This window comes from Limnohabitans sp. 2KL-51 (assembly GCF_003063645.1).
GTDB lineage: Bacteria > Pseudomonadota > Gammaproteobacteria > Burkholderiales > Burkholderiaceae_C > Limnohabitans_A.
The window spans coordinates 1-17,275 of the sequence record NZ_NESJ01000011.1; the positions used below are offsets into that span (position 1 = coordinate 1).

Annotated in this window: 15 protein-coding genes; 1 reads left to right on the forward strand and 14 read right to left on the reverse strand. The window is 57.5% G+C overall.

All coding sequences use genetic code 11. The features are described 5' to 3' along the window. Positions 1 to 211 precede the first annotated feature (211 nt). The 3 genes from folP to B9Z49_RS12540 all read right to left on the reverse strand — a co-directional run bounded on the left by folP (position 212) and on the right by B9Z49_RS12540 (position 3,837). Positions 212 to 1,060 carry a dihydropteroate synthase gene (gene folP, locus B9Z49_RS12530; protein WP_108353795.1) on the reverse strand — a complete coding sequence of 283 codons (849 nt, stop codon included), beginning with the start codon at positions 1,058 to 1,060 and terminating at the stop codon, positions 212 to 214. A gap of 91 nt (positions 1,061 to 1,151) precedes the next feature. Further along, on the reverse strand, positions 1,152 to 3,068 hold the full coding sequence (gene ftsH, locus B9Z49_RS12535; protein ID WP_108353796.1) for an ATP-dependent zinc metalloprotease FtsH: 1,917 nt from the start codon (positions 3,066 to 3,068) through the stop codon (positions 1,152 to 1,154). A gap of 106 nt (positions 3,069 to 3,174) precedes the next feature. Next, on the reverse strand, positions 3,175 to 3,837 hold the full coding sequence (locus tag B9Z49_RS12540; RefSeq protein WP_108353797.1) for an RlmE family RNA methyltransferase: 663 nt from the start codon (positions 3,835 to 3,837) through the stop codon (positions 3,175 to 3,177). Between the two features lie 31 nt (positions 3,838 to 3,868). Between B9Z49_RS12540 and B9Z49_RS12545 the strand changes: the two genes are divergently transcribed. Next, positions 3,869 to 4,342, forward strand: a complete 474-nt coding sequence (locus B9Z49_RS12545; protein ID WP_108353798.1) for a YhbY family RNA-binding protein — start codon at positions 3,869 to 3,871, stop codon at positions 4,340 to 4,342. A gap of 68 nt (positions 4,343 to 4,410) precedes the next feature. Here the strand turns inward: B9Z49_RS12545 and greA are convergent, their stop codons facing one another. From greA to bamA, 11 genes are all read right to left on the reverse strand, one after another. Beyond that, positions 4,411 to 4,887, reverse strand: a complete 477-nt coding sequence (greA, locus tag B9Z49_RS12550; RefSeq protein ID WP_108353799.1) for a transcription elongation factor GreA — start codon at positions 4,885 to 4,887, stop codon at positions 4,411 to 4,413. Between the two features lie 102 nt (positions 4,888 to 4,989). Next, positions 4,990 to 8,250, reverse strand: coding sequence for a carbamoyl-phosphate synthase large subunit (gene carB / locus B9Z49_RS12555; RefSeq protein ID WP_108353800.1), 3,261 nt, complete (start codon positions 8,248 to 8,250; stop codon positions 4,990 to 4,992). 1 nt (position 8,251) lies between these two features. Then, positions 8,252 to 9,415: a glutamine-hydrolyzing carbamoyl-phosphate synthase small subunit gene (gene carA, locus B9Z49_RS12560; RefSeq protein ID WP_199225053.1), complete on the reverse strand. Its 1,164-nt coding sequence runs from the start codon at positions 9,413 to 9,415 to the stop codon at positions 8,252 to 8,254. Between the two features lie 200 nt (positions 9,416 to 9,615). Then, the gene (locus B9Z49_RS12565; protein ID WP_108353801.1) at positions 9,616 to 10,389 is read right to left on the reverse strand and encodes an RNA methyltransferase; all 774 of its coding nucleotides are present in this window, start codon (positions 10,387 to 10,389) and stop codon (positions 9,616 to 9,618) included. Continuing rightward, complete coding sequence (gene rnhB, locus B9Z49_RS12570; RefSeq protein ID WP_108353802.1) at positions 10,386 to 11,003, reverse strand: ribonuclease HII; 618 nt, start codon at positions 11,001 to 11,003, stop codon at positions 10,386 to 10,388. The genes B9Z49_RS12565 and rnhB overlap by 4 nt, the downstream gene beginning before the upstream one ends. Beyond that, positions 10,975 to 12,093 (reverse strand): lipid-A-disaccharide synthase, encoded by a 1,119-nt coding sequence (gene lpxB, locus B9Z49_RS12575; RefSeq protein ID WP_233254619.1) that lies wholly within the window; start codon positions 12,091 to 12,093, stop codon positions 10,975 to 10,977. The genes rnhB and lpxB overlap by 29 nt, the downstream gene beginning before the upstream one ends. Before the next feature lie 56 nt (positions 12,094 to 12,149). Then, positions 12,150 to 12,944 carry an acyl-ACP--UDP-N-acetylglucosamine O-acyltransferase gene (gene lpxA, locus B9Z49_RS12580; RefSeq protein ID WP_108353944.1) on the reverse strand — a complete coding sequence of 265 codons (795 nt, stop codon included), beginning with the start codon at positions 12,942 to 12,944 and terminating at the stop codon, positions 12,150 to 12,152. A 5-nt stretch (positions 12,945 to 12,949) separates the two neighbouring features. Beyond that, positions 12,950 to 13,396 carry a 3-hydroxyacyl-ACP dehydratase FabZ gene (gene fabZ / locus B9Z49_RS12585; protein WP_108353803.1) on the reverse strand — a complete coding sequence of 149 codons (447 nt, stop codon included), beginning with the start codon at positions 13,394 to 13,396 and terminating at the stop codon, positions 12,950 to 12,952. After that, complete coding sequence (gene lpxD / locus B9Z49_RS12590) at positions 13,393 to 14,385, reverse strand: UDP-3-O-(3-hydroxymyristoyl)glucosamine N-acyltransferase (protein ID WP_108353804.1); 993 nt, start codon at positions 14,383 to 14,385, stop codon at positions 13,393 to 13,395. Before lpxD ends, fabZ begins: the two co-directional genes overlap by 4 nt. Positions 14,386 to 14,408: 23 nt before the next feature. Next, positions 14,409 to 14,924, reverse strand: coding sequence for an OmpH family outer membrane protein (locus B9Z49_RS12595; protein ID WP_108353805.1), 516 nt, complete (start codon positions 14,922 to 14,924; stop codon positions 14,409 to 14,411). After that, positions 14,924 to 17,242: an outer membrane protein assembly factor BamA gene (gene bamA / locus B9Z49_RS12600; RefSeq protein WP_108353806.1), complete on the reverse strand. Its 2,319-nt coding sequence runs from the start codon at positions 17,240 to 17,242 to the stop codon at positions 14,924 to 14,926. The genes B9Z49_RS12595 and bamA overlap by 1 nt, the downstream gene beginning before the upstream one ends. Between the last annotated feature and the right edge of the window lie 33 nt (positions 17,243 to 17,275).

The following is a 17,275-nucleotide window of genomic DNA, read 5'->3' on the forward strand; positions in this document are numbered from 1 at the left end:
GAGTGCTAGACCTGAATATGTTTGAAACCACACCAATATCAACCCTGCTGGGCAAACTGCAGGATGGGCCTGAAATCGGCCAACACCCTATTCAACAAAACCTCTTCCCAACGTTGGGACACTAGTGATCCTTTTTTTATAATGAGTTGTCTGATTTTATCGGTCTAGGCAAGCCAAATCACTGACACGCACTGAGTGCCAAGACTCATTTTTAAGCTGCGGCTGTTTGGACAGCCTGCCAGACTTTCAGGGCGTCCACAGTGGCCTTAACATCGTGCACTCGAATCAGGCGAGCACCCCGTTCAACGGCCAGTAAAGCCGCAGCCACACTGGCCGACAAACGCTCAGAGGGCTGGGGAATGACACCATCTTGGTTCAGCACGGCCCCCAAGGACGACTTTCGCGACCAAGCCGACATGATGGGACGACCCTCCAGCATCAATTCCGCTTGGTGAGCCAGCAATTCGAAGTTTTGCGTCACCGTTTTGCCAAACCCAATGCCTGGATCCAGCACCAAACGGACTGCATCAACGCCTTGCGCCAATAGACTTTGCATCCGCGCTTGCAAAAAAAGCTTGACATCTGAAACGACGTTGCCGCTCATGGTGTCCAGTTGCATGGTCTGCGGGTCAAGGTGCATGTGCATCAAACACACGCCGCAGGATGGATGGGCCACCACCACGCGCTCGGCACCAGGCTGGCGCAAAGCCCAGATGTCATTCACGATGTCCACCCCTAAGTCCAGAACCGCCTGCATCACCTCAGGCTTGTAAGTGTCCACCGATATCGGAACCTGCCAGCGCACGGCCTCCCGCAAAAAAGGCATCAAACGCGCCAACTCTTCTTCCAGCGGCACCGCTTGGGCACCAGGTCGGGTCGACTCCGCCCCCACATCCAAAACGCCTGCACCTTCTCGCAACAACCGCTCGGCATGCTGCAAGGCCTGTGAGCACTGCGCATGCTGGCCGCCATCCGAAAAAGAGTCTGGGGTCAGGTTGACGATGCCCATGACCCAAGGGCGAGTGAGCTCCAGCTTAAAACGTGTGGTTTGCCAATGCATGTACAACGGACTTTCAAAGAAAACGCAAAGGCGGGCGCCATGGAAAACGGGGCCCGAAGGCCCCGTTTTCAAACTGGCATCGTCCACCCGCTCAGGCCGCTGTGGTAGCGGGTTCAGGTTGGACGACCGGCGTACCACCACCGCTTCCGCCACCCGAGGGAGGCGTTCGTGGTGTCCAGTCCTTTGGAGGCAATGGATCACGACCCGCCATGATGTCAGCAATCTGATCTTTGTCGATGGTTTCCCACTCTAGCAAGGCTTTGGCCATGGCGTGCATGTGGGCGCTGTGTTCCTCAATCAAACGACGGGCCAAGCTGTACTGCTCGTCGATGATGCGGCGCACCTCCAAGTCCACCTTTTGCATGGTGGCTTCGCTCATGTTGGTAGTTTTGGTAACCGAGCGACCGAGAAACACTTCGCCTTCGTTTTCAGCATAAACCATGGGGCCCAAAGCATCGGTCATGCCGTAACGCATGACCATGTCGCGAGCAATGGAGGTGGCACGCTCAAAATCGTTGCTGGCACCTGTAGTCATCTGGTTCATGAAGACTTCTTCGGCAATGCGCCCACCAAACAGCATACTGATCTGGTTGAGCATGAATTCCTTGTCGAAGCTGTAACGGTCCTTCTCGGGCAAGCTCATCGTCACGCCCAAGGCTCGTCCACGGGGAATGATAGTGACCTTGTGCACCGGATCGCACTTGGGCAGCAGATTGCCGATGAGGGCGTGACCTGCTTCGTGATAAGCCGTGTTGCGCCGCTCTTCCTCAGGCATGACCATGCTCTTGCGCTCAGGGCCCATCAGGATCTTGTCCTTGGCTTTTTCGAAATCGACCATCTCCACCACGCGGGCGTTGCGACGTGCCGCCATCAAGGCCGCTTCGTTGCAAAGGTTGGCCAGATCGGCACCGCTCATGCCGGGCGTACCGCGCGCGATCACGCCCGCGTTCACGTCTTGGCCAATGGGCACTTTGCGCATGTGCACATTCAGAATTTGCTCGCGACCACGGATGTCGGGCAAGGTCACATACACCTGTCGGTCAAAACGGCCGGGGCGCAACAAGGCAGCGTCCAGAATGTCCGGGCGGTTGGTAGCCGCCACGACGATGACACCCAGATTGGTTTCAAAGCCATCCATCTCGACCAACATCTGGTTGAGGGTTTGCTCTCGCTCGTCGTTGCCGCCGCCCAAGCCTGCGCCACGTTGACGGCCGACCGCATCGATTTCGTCAATGAAAATGATGCAAGGCGCGTTCTTTTTGGCATTTTCAAACATGTCGCGAACACGGGAAGCACCCACACCCACAAACATCTCAACAAAATCAGAGCCCGAGATGCTGAAAAACGGTACTTTGGCTTCACCTGCAATGCTTTTGGCCAGCAGGGTCTTACCGGTTCCGGGAGGCCCCACCAACAGCAAACCGCGAGGGATGCGACCGCCCAATTTCTGGAAACGTTGAGGATCCTTGAGGAAGTCGACCACCTCTTTGACTTCTTCTTTGGCTTCATCACAACCAGCCACGTCCGCGAAAGTGGTGTTGTTGTTGTTTTCGTCCATCATGCGGGCCTTGGACTTGCCAAAACTGAACGCACCGCCTTTGCCACCGCCTTGCATCTGGCGCATGAAATAGACCCAAACACCAATCAGCAAGAGCATGGGGCCCCAGCTGACCAGCAAGGTCATGAGCAATGAGCCCTCCTCACGGGGCTTGACATCGAATTTGATGCCACTGCTGATCAGGTCACCCACCAGACCGCGATCGAGGTACGTCGCTGTCGTTTTGATGCGGCGGTCATCGTTGGTAATAGCCACAATTTCAGTGCCACCAGGGCTCTCGGAAATGGTGGCGCTCTTGATACGGTTACTGCGAACCTCTTCCAGGAAATCCGAATAGCCAATGGCATTCGCACCTGCGACGCCACGGTTGTCAAATTGCTTGAACAAGGTGAACAGCACCATGGCAATCACCATCCAGACGGCAATTTTAGAAAACCAAGGGTTATTCAAGAGAGACTCCAATCGAAAAAAATGACTGACACCATTCTAGGCCTGACAGAAGCCCCGGCAACACATTCGAGGGGTTTTAGCCCTCTAAAAGCTCGGAATTAAGACATCAAGCCCCGTGAATCAGACCCATTCCCACCAAAAAAGTCTCCGAAGATTTATCCCGGGAGGATTTGGGCTTGATTGGCTTGACCACCTTGAAGGTCTCCTTGAACATCTTGACGATCTGGCCATAGCCGCTGCCGTGAAAGACCTTGACCACCAAAGCACCCTGCGGCTTCATGTGATTTTGCGCAAACTCCACGGCCAGCTCGATCAAATGCTGGACCCGCGCCGCATCCGACGATTCGATGCCCGACAAATTGGGGGCCATGTCGGACACCACCACGTCGGCCTGCCGCCCTTGCAATGCTGCTTCTAGCAGGGCGGACACCTCGTTTTCGCGAAAATCCCCCTGGATGAACTGCACCCCCTCCACGGGCTCCATGGGCAGAATATCCAGCGCGATGATGCTGCCATTAAGCTCACCTATAGCTGCACCATCGGGTGACAAGCGGCGGCGCAGGTATTGACTCCAGGCGCCGGGGGCAGAGCCTAAGTCAACCACCAAATGGCCGGGCCGGATCAGGCCCAAGGTTTCGTCGATTTCCTTGAGTTTGTAAGCCGCCCTAGCCCGGTAACCCTCTTTCAGGGCCAGTTTCACGTAGGTGTCATTGACGTGGTCGTTCAACCACGCTTTGTTGACCTTTTTACTTTTGGTTTTGACTTTCATTCTTTTGCGTCCTTGCGGGGATAATACGGGGATGCCCCAAATACAACTCACACCTGCCGAGCGCAAAGTTTTTCGCGCCGATGCCCATCACCTGGATCCGGTCGTCATGATCGGCGGCGATGGCCTGACCCCTGCCGTCGTCAAGGAAACCGAAGCGGCCCTTAACGCCCATGGCCTGATCAAGATCCGCGTGCTGGGCGATGACCGTGCAGCACGTGAAGCCATGTTCGCCCAACTGGCCGACCAACTCAGCGCCGCGCCCATCCAGCACATCGGCAAACTGCTGATCCTCTGGCGACCTCAGCCTGAAAAGATCAAAGAAACAGACGAAGACCGCAAAGCAGGTCCTCGGGATTTCAAAATTCTGAAATACAGCTCAAGAGGTGGGCAACGCCCTGAAGTCAAAACCGTTCGTGTGCTGGGCAATCAACGTCTGGCCGCGGGAGGGCAAATCAAACGGGCTAAACCCAAGCAAAAATCGGTCAAAAAAGGTCGCCACGACTGAGGGACGAACTGCCCGCATCTGGCTGGCACCGCCAACACAGGACGTTAGACAACGGCCTTTGTTTTGCCTCAAACGTAAGACACGCCCACGATCTCATAACGGCGCACGCCACCCGGGGCCTGCACTTCAGCCACATCACCCTCTTCCTTGCCGATCAAGGCCCGGGCGATGGGGCTGCTGATGTTGATCAATCCCAACTTCAAGTCGGCTTCATCCTCACCCACGATCTGGTAGGTTACGGCCTCACCCGAGCTCTCGTCCTCCAATTCGACTGTGGTGCCAAACACCACGCGGCCACCCGCATCGACCGAGACCGGGTCAATGATCTGCGCGGCCGACAGTTTGCCTTCGATTTCCTGAATCCGGCCTTCGATGAAGCCCTGACGGTCTTTGGCCGCATCGTATTCGGCGTTCTCGCTCAGATCGCCCTGGGCTCGGGCTTCGGCAATGGCCTGTATGACGCCGGGGCGGTCTACAGTTTTGAGCCGATGCAACTCGTTCTTGAGTTTTTCAGCGCCACGTTTGGTGATCGGGATGGTTGACATGTTGGGTTCTCCAAAAGCAAACCGCCGAGCGTTGAGACTCGGCGGTCATTGTCAGCATTATGCCTTGCACCCCGTCAGCGGTACAGAGCTACAGGCCAGGGTTCAGGCTGCCAGTTGGGCGTGCATTTCTTGCACAGAAATCACGCCCAGCTGGTCCATGTACTTCATGCCCTCGACAGCCGCTTCCGCGCCTGCAATGGTGGTGAAGGTGGTGACGCGGTTGAGCAAGGCCGAGGTGCGAATGTTGCGCGAATCAGCGATCGCGTTGCGGCGTTCTTCTACCGTGTTGATCACCAGCACAATTTCGTTGTTCTTGATCATGTCCACGATGTGTGGTCGACCTTCGGTGACCTTGTTCACAATGGCACAAGGGACGCCCGCTTCGGTGATCGCGCTGGCGGTTCCTTTGGTAGCCACCAGCCTAAACCCTTGAGATACCAACTGACGCGCCACTTCGATGGCACGCGCTTTGTCGTTGTTTTTAACCGAAATAAAGACTTTTCCTGATGGCGTGCCATCGGCCTTCTTGGGACGTGGCAGCTTGGTTCCTGCACCCAACTGGCTCTTCACAAAAGCTTCGCCGAAGGTCTTGCCCACGCCCATCACTTCACCTGTGGACTTCATTTCGGGGCCAAGGATAGTGTCCACACCAGGGAATTTCACGAATGGGAACACCGCTTCTTTCACGCTGAAATAAGGGGGCGTGACTTCTTTGGTGATGCCTTGCGACGCGAGTGTTTGACCCGCCATGCAACGAGCGGCCACCTTGGCCAGCTGAATGCCTGTGGCTTTGGAGACGTAAGGCACGGTGCGTGAAGCGCGTGGATTGACTTCCAGCACGTAGATCACGTCTTTGCCGTCCACATGTTGGATGGCGAACTGCACGTTCATCAAACCGACTACATGCAAAGCACCCGCCATCGCAGCAGATTGGCGCTTGAGTTCATTCACTGTCTCGGCAGACAAGGAGTAAGGCGGCAATGAACAAGCCGAGTCACCACTGTGCACGCCCGCTTGTTCGATGTGCTCCATCACGCCACCGATGAAGGTCTTGCCTTCGGGGTCGCGCAGGCAGTCCACATCGCACTCGATGGCGTCGTTCAAGAAGCGGTCGAGCAACACCGGTGAATCGTGCGACACCTTGACCGCTTCGCGCATGTAGCGCTCGAGATCACGTTGCTCGTGCACGATTTCCATGGCTCGGCCACCCAGCACATAGCTGGGGCGCACCACCAAGGGATAACCCAAGGCAGCGGCTTTTTCCAAGGCTTCTGGCTCGGTACGCGCTGTGGCGTTAGGGGGCTGTCGCAGACCGAGTTCTTGCAGCAATTTCTGGAAACGTTCACGGTCTTCGGCCGCGTCGATCATGTCGGGGCTGGTGCCGATGATGGGCACGCCTGCGGCTTCCAAGTCCAGCGCTAATTTCAAAGGCGTCTGGCCGCCGTATTGAACGATCACGCCGGTTGGCTTTTCTTTGTCGACGATTTCGAGCACATCTTCGAGTGTCACAGGCTCAAAGTACAAACGGTCTGAGGTGTCATAGTCGGTCGACACGGTTTCGGGGTTGCAGTTGACCATGATGGTTTCGTAGCCGTCTTCGCGCATGGCGAGTGCTGCGTGCACGCAGCAGTAGTCAAACTCGATTCCCTGGCCAATGCGGTTGGGGCCACCACCCAGCACCATGATCTTTTTGTTGTTCGTGGGTTCTGCTTCGCACTCGCCGTCACCATGGCCTTCGTAGCAGGAGTACATGTAGGCGGTGTCAGTCGAGAACTCTGCTGCACAAGTGTCCACGCGTTTGTACACGGGGCGAATTTTCAAGGCATGACGACGGGCACGCACCACATGCTCGGTGGTCTTGAGCAACTTGCCCAAGCGGCGGTCCGAGAAGCCTTTCTTCTTGAGGGCACGCAGCTCATCAGCCGTGACAGCTTCAAGCGTCGTGGTTTCAAGCTCCAACTCGATCTTCACGATCTCTTCGATCTGCACCAGGAACCAAGGGTCGATCTTGGTCAAGGCAAACACCTCGTCCACGCTCAAACCCATGGCGAAAGCATCGCCCACGTACCAGATGCGCTCGGGACCGGGCTCGCCCAGTTCTTTCTCGAGCACTTCGCGGTCTTGGGTTTTCTCGTTCATGCCGTCCACGCCAACTTCCAGACCACGCAGGGCTTTCTGGAAGGACTCTTGGAAGGTGCGACCCATCGCCATCACCTCGCCCACCGATTTCATTTGGGTGGTCAAGCGGCTGTCGGCCGTCGGGAATTTTTCGAAAGCAAAACGCGGGATCTTGGTGACCACGTAGTCGATCGAGGGCTCGAACGACGCAGGCGTGGCACCGCCTGTGATGTCGTTGCGCAGCTCGTCCAGCGTGTAACCCACGGCCAACTTGGCCGCCACTTTGGCAATCGGGAAACCCGTGGCTTTGGACGCCAAGGCCGATGAGCGCGACACGCGGGGATTCATCTCAATGACGACCATGCGGCCGTCAACCGGGTTGATGGAGAACTGGACGTTAGAGCCGCCCGTGTCCACACCGATCTCGCGCAAGACAGCCAATGATGCGTTGCGCAGAATCTGGTACTCCTTGTCGGTCAAGGTTTGTGCAGGGGCCACAGTGATGGAGTCGCCGGTGTGTACGCCCATGGGGTCCAGGTTTTCGATCGAGCAGACGATAATGCAGTTGTCCGCCTTGTCGCGCACCACTTCCATCTCGTACTCTTTCCAGCCGAGCAGAGACTCTTCAATCAACAACTCTGTGGTGGGCGAAGCCTCCAGGCCGCGTTTGCAAATAGTCTCGAATTCTTCCGGGTTGTAGGCAATACCGCCGCCCGTGCCGCCCAAGGTGAAGCTGGGGCGAATGACGGTGGGGAAACCCAGGGTCTTTTGCACATCCCAAGCTTCTTCCATGCTGTGGGCGATGCCGGAGCGGGCCGACCCCAGACCGATCTTGGTCATGGCGTCCTTGAACTTCAGGCGGTCTTCGGCTTTGTCGATGGCTTCGGGTGTCGCGCCAATCAGCTCCACCTTGAACTTTTCGAGCACGCCGTGGTGCCACAAGTCCAAAGCGCAGTTCAGCGCAGTCTGTCCACCCATGGTGGGCAAGATGGCATCGGGGCGCTCTTTAGCGATGATCTTCTCGACAGTTTGCCAAGTGATGGGCTCGATGTAGGTCACGTCGGCCGTGGCCGGGTCGGTCATGATCGTGGCGGGGTTGCTGTTGATCAGGATGACTTTGTAACCCTCTTCACGCAATGCTTTGCAAGCCTGCACGCCAGAGTAGTCGAACTCGCAGGCCTGACCAATGATGATCGGGCCCGCGCCAATGATGAGGATGCTTTTGAGGTCGGTGCGCTTTGGCATGTTATTTCGCCTCCATCAGTTTGATGAAGCGGTCAAAGAGGTAAGCAATGTCGTGGGGGCCAGGCGACGCTTCGGGGTGACCCTGGAAGCAGAACGCAGGCTTGTCGGTGCGAGCCAGGCCCTGCAAGGTGCCGTCAAACAAAGACACGTGTGTGGCACGCAAGTTGGCGGGCAAGGACTTTTCATCCACCGCAAAACCGTGGTTTTGGCTGGTGATGGACACGCGACCTGAGTCGAGGTCTTTCACAGGATGGTTGGCACCGTGGTGGCCAAACTTCATCTTGAAAGTTTTCGCGCCACTGGCCAAAGCCATGATCTGGTGGCCCAGGCAAATGCCGAATGTGGGGATACCGGTTTCAATCAACTCGGCCGCCGCTGCAATCGCGTAATCACAGGGTTGTGGGTCGCCAGGGCCGTTGGACAAGAAAATGCCATCGGGTTTGTATTGGAGCACTTCAGCCGCAGGCGTCTTGGCAGGGACCACAGTCACGTTGCAACCGCGCTCGGCCAGCATGCGCAAGATGTTTTTCTTGACGCCAAAGTCGTAAGCGACCACATGGAACTTGGGGGCGGTCAATTTGCCGTAGCCTTCACCCAAAGTCCACTCGGTTTGCGTCCACTCATACGGCTGGCACACGGTCACTTTTTGAGCCAGATCGAGGCCTGCCATATTGGGCACCCCTCTGGAAGCGGCCACAGCTTGGTCGATGGCGGCTTGCGTGACTTCTTGGCCTTTGGCCAAGCCCACGATCGCGCCATTTTGGGCGCCCTTGGTGCGCAAGATACGGGTCAGCTGGCGGGTGTCGATGTTGGCAATCGCCACGGTGCCTGCATCGGCCAAATAGGACGACAAGGTTTGGCTAGAGCGAAAGTTGCTCGCAATCAAAGGCAAATCTTTGATGATCAAACCAGCGGCATGGACTTGGTTGGCTTCGATGTCTTCAACATTAACGCCGTAATTGCCGATGTGCGGGTACGTCAGAGTGACGATCTGCTGGCAATAGCTGGGGTCGGTGAGGATTTCCTGGTAGCCGGTGAGCGAGGTGTTGAACACCACTTCGCCGACAGTGGAGCCGGTGGCTCCGATCGAGTTGCCGATAAAGACCGTGCCGTCTGCGAGCGCCAAGATGGCGGGCGGGAAAGTTCCCTGAAGAGACAAAAGCACTGGGTTCTCCGGAATAGTTCGGGTACGCCTCAGCACTCACCAGAGATGTGATCTCTTTTTGGCTGCTTGTTCGAGGATTGGGCCTAGGATGGACTGTGGCGTACAGGTTGAAGCGGGAAAGCCTCTTATTATAGCTGAGGACTAGTTGAAAACCCTGACAAATCACGCGTCCTGCCCCTACGGCCCGGTCAAAAATAGGCTCAGGGACCCGCCGTTGCGCTGGCGTGCAAGCAAATGGCCGCCGCCGTGGCCACGTTGAGCGATTCCTCTCCGCCCGGCTGAGCAATGCGCACCAGGTGCCGGGCCATGGCCATCAGGCTGGCGCTGACGCCCTGCCCTTCGTGCCCAAAGACCCAGGCACACTTTTGGGGTAAATCACCCGCTTGCAGCAAGGCGTGCAAAAAAGGCCCCTCGTGTGAACTGGTGGTCAACAGAGGCACCTGCAAAGCCGCCACATCGGACTCGCTGAGCGATTCGACCAGATGCAGGCCAAAATGCGCCCCCATGCCCGAGCGCAGCACCTTTGGCGACCACAAGGCCGCTGTGCCCTTGATGGCCAGCACCTGGCGGTAACCGAAAGCCGAGGCACAGCGCAAGATGGCCCCCACATTGCCCGCATCCTGCAACCGGTCCAGCACCACCGTGGCCGCGTCTGGCAGCACCTCATGGACGGCTTGCCACCCCACCACAAAACCCATGCGACCAGGTGACTCCAGGCCACTGAGGCCGGCAAACAAGGCATCAGGCACCACAAAAACCTGATCGGTCAGCCCCAGCCATTGTTCGCCCTGCTCGGCTTGAAACGACTCGGTCAGCACCACCTGCACCGGACGCACGTCGCGCTCAAGCGCAGCGCGGCACAGGTGATCGCCTTCCAGCCAGAACTGCCCCGCCTTGCGGTAAGCCGTGCTGTCTTGGGCCAAACGCCGCCAGGCTTTGAGCTGCGGGTTGTCCCGCGAGCTGATCGATTTCATCGCACACTCCTGGCCACCGGGGCAAATGTCATGCGGTGACAGTCCGCTGGGCCATGCGCTTGCAAGGCCGCCAAATGCTGCGCTGTGCCATAGCCCTTGTGTTGGTCAAACCCATACAAGGGGTACTGTTGGTGCATCGTTTGGCACAAACGGTCACGGTACACCTTGGCCAAAATGGAAGCGGCCGAGATGGCGGGCACTAACGCATCGCCTTTGACAATGGCTTCGGCCTGCATGGGCAGTAAGGGCAAACGGTTGCCATCCACCAGCACCAGTTTAGGCGGCAGTCGCAAGCCCTCCACAGCCCGCCTCATGGCCAGCAAGGTGGCTTGAAGGATATTGAGTTGGTCAATTTCTTGCACCGACGCCTCGGCAATGGCGCAGCACAAGGCACGCGCCCTTATCTCATCAAATAAGGCCTCGCGGCGTTTGACCGTGAGTTTTTTGGAGTCGTTCAGACAGCGAATAGGGTTCAACTCGTCGAGGATCACAGCGGCGGCGACCACCGGGCCCGCCAGTGGTCCGCGTCCAGCCTCGTCCACCCCCGCCATCAAGCCGGAGACGTGAAAAAGCAAGGCAGATTGCTCAGCGCGAGAGGACTTTTTCGAGGGCATGGGTCGAGAGCTGGGCTGTGTCACGCTGCAAAGCCAGGTGCAATTGTTGAAAACGGGACTGCAAGGCGTCCACCCGGTCAGGGTCGGTCAACCAGGACAGACAAGCCTTGGCCAAGGCCTCGGGCGTGCAGCGATCCTGCAAAAACTCCGGCACTACAAAGTCCCCGCTCAGGATGTTGGGCAAACCCACCCAGGGCTGAAGCTGCTGGCGCTTCATGATCTGCCAGCTGAGCCAGTTCATGTGGTAACCAATGACCATAGAGCGCTTGAACAAAGCCGCCTCCAGCGTGGCCGTGCCGCTGGCGATCAAGGTCACATCACACGCGGCCAGCGCGGCGTGCGACTGGCCGTGGAGCACCTCCAAACCCAGCACACCGCCTTGCGCATCGATGAGCGCCTGAATGCGGGCCTGCAAGCTGGGGATGGCGGGCAAGACAAATTGCAAGTCCGGGTTTTGTCGCTGCATGATTTGGGCAGCCTGGACAAAGCGGGGCGTCAGGTTTTCAATTTCGGACTGCCTGCTGCCCGGCAAAACGGCCACCACAGGCCTGTCCGCAGCCAGACCCAGAGCTTGGCGTGCTGCCAATCGGTCCGGATGCATGGGAATCGTTTGCGCCAAAGGGTGACCGACATAAGTGGCTGCTATGCCCGCTTGGGCCAACAAAGCGGGCTCGAAAGGAAAAATGCAAAGCATGTGGTCCACGCTACGCCGAATCTTCTCGATGCGCTCAGGCCGCCAAGCCCAGATCGAGGGGCACACAAAATGCACTGTAGGAATGCCTGCGGCTTTGAGTCCAGCCTCCAGATCGAGGTTGAAATCGGGTGCGTCCACCCCGATGAACACGTCGGGCGGCTGGGCCAGCAAACGTTGACGCAGCTGATCACGAATGGCGACGATGCCCCGGTAGTGGCGCAGCACCTCGACATAACCCCGCACAGCCAACTTGTCGTGTGGCCACCACGCGTCAAAACCTTGCGCCTGCATCCGTGGCCCACCAATACCGACGCCACGCGCCTGCGGCCAGCGCCCGTTCAAGCCCTGAATCAGCAAGCCCGCCAGCAAATCACCCGAGGCCTCTCCGGCCACCATGGCAAAGGACAAAGCCCCCGCAGGGGCTTGAGTCACGGGGACCGCGGCTGACTGGGTCAACGCACGATCCCACGCTGGGGTGAAGCGGTTTGTAAAAAGCCCAGCATCATGTCCACATCGGGCTTTGCCTCGGGCTTTTCCAGAGCCAAAGCAGCAATGCGGGCCATGGCATCGCCGAGCGACAAGCCGTCTCGGTATAGCGCTTTGTGCATGGTCTTGACGGCGCTGATGCGTTCGGCCGAGAACCCGCGCCGGCGCAAGCCTTCAAAGTTCATCGATCGCGCTTGGGCTGGATGGCCTTGTGCCATCACGAAAGGCGGCAGGTCGGCAAACAGCAAAGAGTTCATGGCCGTGAAACTGTGCGCCCCAATGCGGCAAAACTGGTGCACCACGGTGAAACCGCCCAGGATCACCCAATCCTCGACCACCACATGGCCTGCCAGTTGTGTGTTGTTGGCAAAGATCGTGTGGCTGCCCACTTGGCAGTCGTGGGCCAAGTGCACATAGGCCATGATCCAGTTATCGTGGCCCACCGAGGTCACGGCCCGGTCGCCAGGGGAGCCGATGTTGAAGGTGCAAAACTCACGGATCGTGTTGCGGTCACCGATGTGCAATTCACAAGGCTCGTTGTTGTACTTTTTGTCCTGGGGCACCGCACCCAAGGAGTTGAACTGAAAGATTCGATTGTCGCGGCCGATCGTGGTGTGACCTTCGATCACGCAGTGGCTGGCCACCGTGGTGCCCGCGCCGATGCACACATGGGGCCCAATCACGGTGTAGGGCCCGACGGACACCGAACTGTCAAGCTCGGCCCCCGGGCTGATGATGGCCGTTGGGTGGATCTTGCTCATGGCGCTCAAGCCTGCGGGATTTTCCGCATGGTGCACATCAACTCGGCCTCAGCCGCAATCTCGTCGCCCACCTTCGCACGGGCCTTGAACTTGAAAATACCAGCCTTCATGCGGTCAAGCTCCACCTCCAGTATCAACTGGTCGCCTGGCTCCACCGGGCGCTTGAAGCGCGCACCATCAATGCCTGCAAAGTAATAGACTGTTTGTTCATCGGGCGTCTCACCCAGGGTATCGAAAGCCAACAAGGCAGCGGCCTGGGCCAATGCCTCGAGCATCAACACTCCCGGCATCACCGGACGATGCGGAAAGTGACCCTGAAAATGGGGCTCGTTGATGGACACGTTTTTCAGCGCCTTGATGCGCACGCCTTTTTCCAGTTCCAGCACGCGATCGACCAACAAGATGGGATAGCGGTGCGGCAACTGCTTGAGAATTTTGTGGATGTCCATCATGGTCGTGTTTCCTTGTAATTTTGAATCTCGCTCTCCAGCGCCTTGATGCGGTCACGCAAGCGGGAAAGTTGTTTGAGGCTGGCGGCGTTCTTTTCCCAATTGGCATTGCTGTCCAGAGGGAACATGCCGGTGTATTGCCCCGGCTGCAAAATGGATCGGGTCACCACAGAGGCTGCCGAAATGTGCACATGGTCGGCCAAACTCAAATGGCCCAGCACCACCGCCCCGCCACCCACGGTGCAATGCGCGCCGATGCGCGCACTGCCCGCGACCCCCACACAGCCCGCCATGGCCGTGTGTGCACCGATGTGCACGTTGTGGCCAATCTGAATCAGGTTGTCGAGTTTGACGCCGTTTTCAAGCACGGTGTCGTCCAGCGCACCGCGGTCAATGCAAGTGTTGGCTCCGATTTCCACATCGTCGCCAATGCGCACCGCCCCCAGTTGTTCGATTTTTTCCCATTGTCCTTGGTGCAAGGCAAAACCAAAACCGTCTGCGCCAACCACCACCCCCGAATGAAGGACGCATCGCTCCCCCACCGAGCAACCTTCGGACAAGGTCACACGCGACTTGAGCACCGAGCCCGACCCGACCCTGGCGCCACGCTCGACCACGCAAAAAGGGCCGATCACCGCGTCCTCGGCCACCCAAGCGCCCGGGTCGATGACCGCGGTGGGATGAATGCGAGGGCCATGGCGGGGTTGTTGGGTCTGCTTCCACAAACGGGTCAATCGCGCAAAGTACACATAAGGGTCGTCGGTCACGATGACGGAACGCCCCTGACTGGCCTGCGCTTCAAAAACGGGCGCCACGATCACGCAACCGGCTTGACTTGCAGCGAGTTGGACACGGTATTTGGGGTGGCTGAGGAAACTGATCTGGTCGGGCCCGGCCGAATGCAAGGGGGCCAAGCCAGCGATCACCCAATCGGGGTCACCGCACAAACGCCCGCCAAGTCGATCAACTAAAGAGGCAAGCGTCAAAAACACAGGGTTAAACCCGCCAAACGGGGTTACTTGGCCGCCGAGGCGTTGAGCGCCTTGATGACTTTTTCGGTGATGTCATGTTTGGGATTGATGTAGACAGCTTCTTGAAAAATCACATCGTATTTTTCGGATTCAGCCACTTGTTTGACGGCGCGGTTGGCACGCTCGACCACAATTTGCTGCTCTTCATTTTTGCGGGCGTTAAGGTCTTCCTGGAACTCACGGCGCTTGCGCTGAAACTCCCGGTCTTGGTCGATCAACTGCTTTTGGCGGGCAGTACGCTGGGACTCGGACAAAGTGGGGGTTTCGCGTTCGAACTTTTCGGAAGCCAGTTTGAGGCTGTTGCCAGTTTCCACCAACTCTTTTTCTCGTCGCGAGAATTCCTGCTCGAGTTTGGCCTGCGCTTGCTTGGCAGTTGCCGCTTCGCGGAAGATGCGCTCGGTGTTGACAAAGCCCATCTTGAACTCCTGGGCCTGGGCCACAGAGGTCACACAGGCTGCGGCCAACAAGGCCACGGACATTTTTTGAAGCAAGGTGTTCATTAGAAGGATGTTCCGATTTGGAATTGAAGTCGCTGGATTTTATCGCCTGTCTGCTGGCGTATCGGCGTGGCATAGGAAAAACGCAAAGGCCCCATCGGCGAAATCCAACTCAAGCCAACGCCTGCTGAAGCTCGCAAATCGCCCAAGGATATGTTTTCATTCTCGCCAAAAGCGCGTCCAATGTCGGTGAAACCAAACAGGCGCAATGTTCGGTCATTGCCAGCACCGGGAAATGGGGTGATGAATTCGGCGTTGAACACCACTTTTTTCGAACCGCCCAAGTAAATAGGGGCAAGGTTGGTACTGCTGGTCGGGCGAGTTGGGCCCAAGGTGGATTGCTCAAAACCCCGAACGCTTCCCAAGCCACCCACGTAAAAGTTCTTGAACAAGGGGTATTGCTGCCCTTTGAGTCCCTGCCCCCAGCCCAAATCGGTGTTGAAAGCCAAGGTGTATTTTTTGGTCAACGGGAAATACTGCTGGAATTGGTAACTGGCCCGTAAGTAACGGACGTCGCCGCCCACACTCACATCGGCGTTGACACGCTGCAAGCTGCCCCGGGTAGGAACCAATGCACTGTCCCGACCGTCTCGCGACCAGCCCAGCGTCAAAGGCAAGGCCGAGCTGGTGGCGCCAAATTTTTGCGCATATTCAAGGTAGGCATCAGGCAATCCCGTGCCCGACCGAATCTCGGTTTGCTCGGCGTTGACGCCCATGAACACGGTGTCGGTTTCGGTCACCGGCACGCCAAAGCGCAGACCCGCACCAGAGTTGATCAGGCTATAGGCGTTGACGTCCCCCAAATACGGCCGCGTGGTGCGCTGGAACACATCCACGGTTCTGGAAATGCCATTTCGGGTGAAATAAGGGTCAGTGGTGCTGAGCACCAAGTTGCGGTTGTACTTGCTGGTGTTGACTTCAACGGCCAGGTAATTGCCCGAACCAAAAGCATTCTCTTGGCGGATACCAAAACTCAATGTCACCTTTTCTGCAGAAGAAAAACCCGCACCCAAAGAAATACTGCCCGTGGGCTTTTCGGCCACCGTGAACAAGAGATCCACTTGGTCGGGCGCTCCTGGCACCTCCACCGTTTCAACGTTCACTTGAGTGAAAAAACCCAAACGGTCGACCCGATCTCGTGAAAGACGAATTTTGTCGCTGTCGTACCAAGCCGCTTCAAGTTGACGGAATTCACGGCGAATGACCTCATCGCGAGTGCGATCGTTGCCCGCGACCTGAATGCGGCGCACATAGGCCCGACGCGAAGGCTCGGCCTGCAGCACAAACTGCACCCGGTTGTTGCGCCGGTCGATTTGGGGCTTGGCTTCCACACGCGCAAACGCAAATCCAAACTTGCCAAAGTAATCGGTGAAAGCCTTGGTGGTTTCAGCCACCGTCTCTGCGTTGTAAGGCTTGCCTACGGCAATCTTGACCAAAGCCTTGAACTCATCATCGCGGTCGAGGTAATTGCCCTCGAGCTTGACACCAGAGATCACAAAACGTTCACCTTCGGTGATGTTGATGGTGATGGCCATGTCCTGCTTGTTGGGCGACATGGCCACTTGGGTGGAGTCGATGCGGAACTCCAGGAAACCCTGGGACAAATAAAACGAGCGCAAGGCTTCCAAATCTGCATTCAGCTTAGTGCGCGAGTAACGGTCGGACTTGGTATACCAACTCATCCAGCCACCCGTGTCCAGATTGAATTGGTCACGCAAAGCAGCGTCACTGAAAGCCTGGTTGCCCACAATGTCCATCTGTGTAATTTTGGCGGGACCGCCCTCGGTGATCGTGAAAGTCAGGTTCACCCGATTGCGATCAATGGGCGTGGCAGTGGAGACCACTTCGGCACCGTAAAGGCTACGGCTGATGTATTGGCGCTTGAGTTCTTGCTCGGCCTTGTCAGCCAAAGCCTTGTCAAAAGGTCGCCCCTCGGACAGACCCACATCCTTGAGGGACTTGATCAGCACTTCCTTGTCGAACTCCTTGAGCCCGATGAACTCCACGGAGGCTACCGATGGGCGCTCTTGGACCACCACCACCAGCACATCGCCCTGGGTTTCCAAGCGCACATCCTTGAACAAGCCCAAAGCAAACAAGGAACGAATAGCCGCAGCGCCCTTGTCGTCGGTGTAACGATCGCCGACCCGCAAAGGCAAAGACGCGAACACCGTACCCGCTTCAATACGCTGCAAGCCCTCCACACGGATGTCACGCACCGTAAAGGGATCGACTGCCCAAGCGGGCAAGCTGACCACGGCGCAAGCCAGTGCCCTCAAAGCAAAAGGAAATACTTGGGCACAAATTTGATGAAAAGTCATTGTTCAATCGTTCTAAAAAAAACCCATTTCAGA